This is a genomic window from Daejeonella sp. (assembly GCF_049655485.1).
Classification (GTDB): Bacteria; Bacteroidota; Bacteroidia; order Sphingobacteriales; family Sphingobacteriaceae; genus Daejeonella.
Map to the genome: position 1 here is coordinate 1 of NZ_JBASJU010000318.1, position 4,763 is coordinate 4,763.

Sequence of the window (4,763 nt, forward strand, 5' to 3'; positions counted from 1 at the left end):
GAAAAAGCCGGTTTAGTGCAAGGTTTTGATTATGTAGACGACGTTACCGGCCAAACTAAGATTTGGAGTATTGGAATAAATCGGACTTTTAATCCTAACAGGGATTATATATGGCCTATTCCGCAGAGAGAAATAGATCTAAACAAAAATTTAACGCAAAATCCAGGATACCTATAAAAGGACCTTTGTATTCTAAGAACTCATTACTTAAGAAAATGAAAGACATCAAGTTTAATAACTTAAACACTAACCGCCGAGCGTTTATACGAACTACAAGCGCAGCGGTCATAGGAAGTACGTTAGCTTTTGATCTGGGATTTCCAGGTTACGCATTTGCAGAGAACAAAAACACATTAAAAGTTGGATTAATAGGTTGCGGGGGCCGGGGTACGGGCGCTGCAATTCAAGCATTAACAGCTGACCCGGATGTAGTTATTACTGCTATGGGCGATGTTTTCTCCGACCGCCTGGAGGAAGCTTATACTGCAATTTCGCAGGTTTTTCCAGAGAAAACAAAAGTTGATAAGGCCAGTAAATTCACCGGTTTTGATGCTTATAAAAAGGTAATAGAATCGGGCGTAGACGTTGTTATTTTAACTACTCCGCCTTCCTTTAGGCCCGATCATTTAACGGCTGCCATAGAAGCAGGTAAACATGTTTTCTGTGAAAAACCCGTCGCCGTAGATGCCCCAGGTGTTCGGAAAGTGATCGAAGCCGCAAAAAAGGCGAAGGAAAAAAATTTGTCTTTAGTATCTGGGTTCACTTTTAGGTTTGATTTCGCGAAAAGGGCTCTATTTAAGAAAGTTTTGAATGGTGAAATAGGAAAGGTGATGACTGTTTCTTCTACACGTAATGGTGGGGAGCTTTGGTACAAGCCCAGACAAGCTGGATGGACGGATATGGAATATCAGATGCGAAACTGGTATTATTACAACTGGTTGTCGGGAGACTATATCGTTGAAATGATTGTTCATAGCTTGGATATGATGACTTGGGCAATGGGTGATAAAATGCCTTTGAGAGCAACCGGATCAGGAGGTCGTCAAGTGCGGGTAGATAAAAAATACGGTAATATTTATGACCACTTTGCGATTGAATATGAATATGAGAACGGGGCGAGAGGATTTAGCTTTTCACGCCAGCAGCCAGGCTGTTCTACCAGAAATTCAGTCGAAGTTGCAGGTACCGAAGGTAATGCAGTAGTTAACTTGGGGCGCGGATTACATGAAATTACCGGCAAAAATAAATGGGTTTATGACGGTGAGAAAAATAATCCCTATCAAACGCAGCATGATGAATTATTTGCATCTATAAGGAATGGTAAGCCTGTAAATGAGGGAGACATGATGGCAAATAGTACAATGCTAGCCATCTTTAGCAGAATGGTAGCATATAGCGGGAAGACCCTTACATGGGAAGAGGCATTTAATTCACAACAAGTACTAGGACCTCCGAACGATTTGTTCAGTTGGGATTACAAATACAATAGTCCTGATCCAGCGATACCAGGTGTTACTAAAGTGTTATAATAGACCAAAAGTCGCAAATTCCCTCTATACTTAATCTAAGTATAGAGGGAATAAGGACTGACACTCCAAAAGTATTTCGATAAACAAGACCGATTAATCTAATAATTAACAATGAAAAATTTTAAAAGATTTGCACTGAAAATATTTGTTGCCCACTTTGTATTGTTCTCCCCTTCTTTAACCAATTATTCCTTTGGCCAGACTTCTGAACTAATTTTCGGCAAAACAATAGGCCTTAGCGATCTTATCAATAAATCCGGCAATAAAGAGGTTTCGATAAAATGGATTAATGTAAATACCGCACCAGATACATGGAAAGTTAAAAATAATGAGTTAAAATGTTCGGGCCTTCCAATTGGCGTAATGAGAAGCGAAAAGCAATATGAAAATTTTATTATGCATATAGAATGGAAACATATGACTGCTGGTGGAAATTCTGGCACATTTGTTTGGAGCGATGCGAAACCGGACGTCAAGTCTCGTTTACCAAATGGTGTTGAAGTGCAAATGCTAGAGCTGGACTGGGTTAATATTAATACTAAAAATGGCCAGGTACCCCCTATTGCATATGTTCATGGCGAATTGTTTGGAGTTAATGGAATTGAAACTGTACCGGATAACCCCAGGGGTACTCGGAGCAAGTCTATCGAAAATCTGTGTAAAGGTAAGGGTGAATGGAATACCTATGTGATTACTTGTATCGACGGAGTGATAAAGCTCGCAGTAAATGGCAAAGTTGTGAATGGTATTAGTAAATCAAGCCAGAAGAAAGGATACATATGTCTGGAATCTGAAGGTGCACCTATCCATTTTCGAAATATTAAAATAATTGAATTGCCATCAGGAGTTACCTCGGCCGAGCAGACTGCTCCGAAAATTTAATAGCAGATTACGTAAGATTTCCATAACGATATCCTAACAATATTTAATCTAACCACATGAAATACCTCATTTTTATTCTTAGTATTTTTATTTTTTTTACTACGTCATGTCAGTCGTACAAACCAATTTTTAACGGCCAAGATTTATCGGGCTGGAAAATACATGGCACTGAAAAATGGTATGTCGATAACGGGGAACTAGTCTGCGAAAGCGGCCCGGAAAAGAAGTATGGTTATCTTTCTACAGATAAAAAATATAAGAACTTCGTTCTAGATCTCGATTTCAAATTGGTGGCTAATGGGAACAGCGGTGTGTTTATCCGCTCTAATGTTCAGGGCACCACAATACAGGGCTGGCAAGTTGAAGTGGCTCCTGCCGGGCTTCATACGGGAGGTATTTATGAATCTTATGGTAGAGAGTGGCTAATCAAACCTGGGTCGGAAGAGGAGAAAAAATTAAATCCGAATGGATGGAATCATATGCGGATAGATGTAAGGGGAGACAATGTAAATACCTACCTGAATGGTACAAAGATGGTGAGCTTGAACGACAGTAAGGTAGGAGCCGGCGAAGGGTCGATAGCGCTCCAGATACATAGCGGGGGCGGTATAAATGTCAGATGGAAAAATCTGCGTATTAAAGAATTACGGTAAAAAGCCCTAAACTACATATTAGGGTCGTAAGTTTAATAAGGTGTGCGTTTCCAAGTAAAATTAATTACCAGCGACTATATGCTTGTGACAGGAATTATAATAAATATTGAAAATGAGCAGAAAATCTAATCTGTTACTCTTAATCAAAGCGGCTTTAATATTTTTTTTACCTTACCACCTTTTTGCACAGGAGAAAAAATTTAAATCTTATACCCAGTCACTGCCTGGTGTTGAGACTAACTTTGAAATGATAGCACTCCCGGCTGGAGAGTTTGAAATGGGAAGTCGGAAAGCCGAGGTAGGACATAAGCCCGATGAAGGACCTGTTCATAAAGTGAAAATAAATGCAATTTGGATTAGCAAATTTGAAATTCCATGGGATATTTATGAACTTTTTGTCTCCAAGGTGTTTGACGCCACGAAAAATAGTATCGCTTCCGAAGGCATAGATGCTGTGACCCGACCCACACCGCCATATCTGGACATGACTTTCGGTATGGGTAAGGAAGGACATCCGGCAGTTGGAATGACACAATACAACGCTATACAGTTTTGCAAGTGGTTATATTCAAGAACCGGCGTATTCTACCGTTTACCTACAGAAGCTGAATGGGAATATGCTTGCCGAGCTGGTTCTACAACAGCATATTCATTTGGCGATTGTCATACTTCGTTAGGTGAATATGCATGGTTTAAATCTAATAGCCAGGAGAAAACCCATCCGGTCGGGACTAAAAAGCCCAATAAATGGGGACTTTACGATATGCACGGAAATGCTGCTGAATGGACGGCAGATCAATATATCCCTGGTTATTATCAGCAGTTTAAAACCAAGGCGGCGGACAACCCTGTTGCAACGCCGGTTAAGCTTTACCCTCACTCCGTGCGTGGAGGATCATTCATTGACCAACCTGCTGAGCTCCGTTCTGCGAGCAGGCAGCGATCTGACCCTAGCTGGAAAAGAAACGATCCGCAAACCCCTAAAAGCAACTGGTGGTTTCAGGAAGCTCCATTTATAGGGGTCCGTATTGTTAGACCATTGAAAACCCCATCAAAGGAAGAGATTGATTTGTACTATAACCGGAAACCCATCGCAGACTATTGAACATCTACTTTTCGTTTAATGGGAAGATTTTTGAAGGATTTATATGTTGTCACAACAATGGAAAAAGTAAGGAAATATTTCTTGCCCGACGGGATGATGAGGTCGAAAAGCGTATTCAGGTTAAGAGGATATTTGAACACATTTGATAAGTTGGTTCTTTCAATAGGTGTAAGTATTTTACTTACTTCATTCAGTAATTCCCCCTCGTTGCAAGCATATACCTTGTCAGGACATGCACAAGGCACTACATGGCACATAAGTTATGTTGCTACTGATTCTGTAATTAAAAAGAATAGCATTGATAGCCTTTTTAAGGAAATCGATAATTCTTTGTCTCTATATAAGCCTAATTCCCTAATCAGTAAGTTTAACCTATCTGAAAAAGGAGTTAGACTTGATGAACATTTAAGGAGAGTGGTGGATAAATCTTTAACGATTAACAAGGAATCTAATGGAGTTTTTGATGTTACCGTGAAGCCTTTAGTGCAAGCATGGGGCTTTGGAGTTAGTAAATCAGAAACATACCCAGATAGTAATACAATAAACTCAATTTTGAAATATGTAGGTTCAAATAAGCTTAAGATACGAAATGAC

6 protein-coding genes are annotated in these 4,763 nt (G+C 39.8%); all 6 read left to right on the plus strand.

Annotation, left to right across the window (positions count from 1 at the left end; all coding sequences use genetic code 11):
* The first annotated feature begins 15 nt into the window (after nucleotides 1–15).
* Nucleotides 16–177, plus strand: coding sequence for a RagB/SusD family nutrient uptake outer membrane protein (locus WBJ10_RS13100; RefSeq protein ID WP_424291019.1), 162 nt, complete (start codon nucleotides 16–18; stop codon nucleotides 175–177).
* 38 nt (nucleotides 178–215) lie between these two features.
* Nucleotides 216–1,529 carry a Gfo/Idh/MocA family protein gene (locus WBJ10_RS13105; protein WP_424291009.1) on the plus strand — a complete coding sequence of 438 codons (1,314 nt, stop codon included), beginning with the start codon at nucleotides 216–218 and terminating at the stop codon, nucleotides 1,527–1,529.
* Between the two features lie 111 nt (nucleotides 1,530–1,640).
* Nucleotides 1,641–2,411, plus strand: coding sequence for a 3-keto-disaccharide hydrolase (locus WBJ10_RS13110; RefSeq protein ID WP_424291011.1), 771 nt, complete (start codon nucleotides 1,641–1,643; stop codon nucleotides 2,409–2,411).
* Nucleotides 2,412–2,467: 56 nt separating this feature from the next.
* On the plus strand, nucleotides 2,468–3,064 hold the full coding sequence (locus tag WBJ10_RS13115) for a 3-keto-disaccharide hydrolase (protein ID WP_424291013.1): 597 nt from the start codon (nucleotides 2,468–2,470) through the stop codon (nucleotides 3,062–3,064).
* Between the two features lie 112 nt (nucleotides 3,065–3,176).
* Nucleotides 3,177–4,169, plus strand: a complete 993-nt coding sequence (locus tag WBJ10_RS13120) for a formylglycine-generating enzyme family protein (protein WP_424291015.1) — start codon at nucleotides 3,177–3,179, stop codon at nucleotides 4,167–4,169.
* An 18-nt stretch (nucleotides 4,170–4,187) separates the two neighbouring features.
* Nucleotides 4,188–4,763, plus strand: a 576-nt coding sequence (locus WBJ10_RS13125) for an FAD:protein FMN transferase (protein ID WP_424291017.1), incomplete at its 3' end; no start/stop codon positions are given.

What these genes read in the sequence shown, in the direction of transcription:
- WBJ10_RS13110 (WP_424291011.1), top strand. Translation starts at nt 1,641, where the DNA reads ATGAAAAATTTTAAAAGATTTGCACTGAAAATATTTGTTGCCCACTTT.
- WBJ10_RS13105 (WP_424291009.1), top strand. Translation starts at nt 216, where the DNA reads ATGAAAGACATCAAGTTTAATAACTTAAACACTAACCGCCGAGCGTTT.
- WBJ10_RS13120 (WP_424291015.1), top strand. Translation starts at nt 3,177, where the DNA reads ATGAGCAGAAAATCTAATCTGTTACTCTTAATCAAAGCGGCTTTAATA.
- WBJ10_RS13115 (WP_424291013.1), top strand. Translation starts at nt 2,468, where the DNA reads ATGAAATACCTCATTTTTATTCTTAGTATTTTTATTTTTTTTACTACG.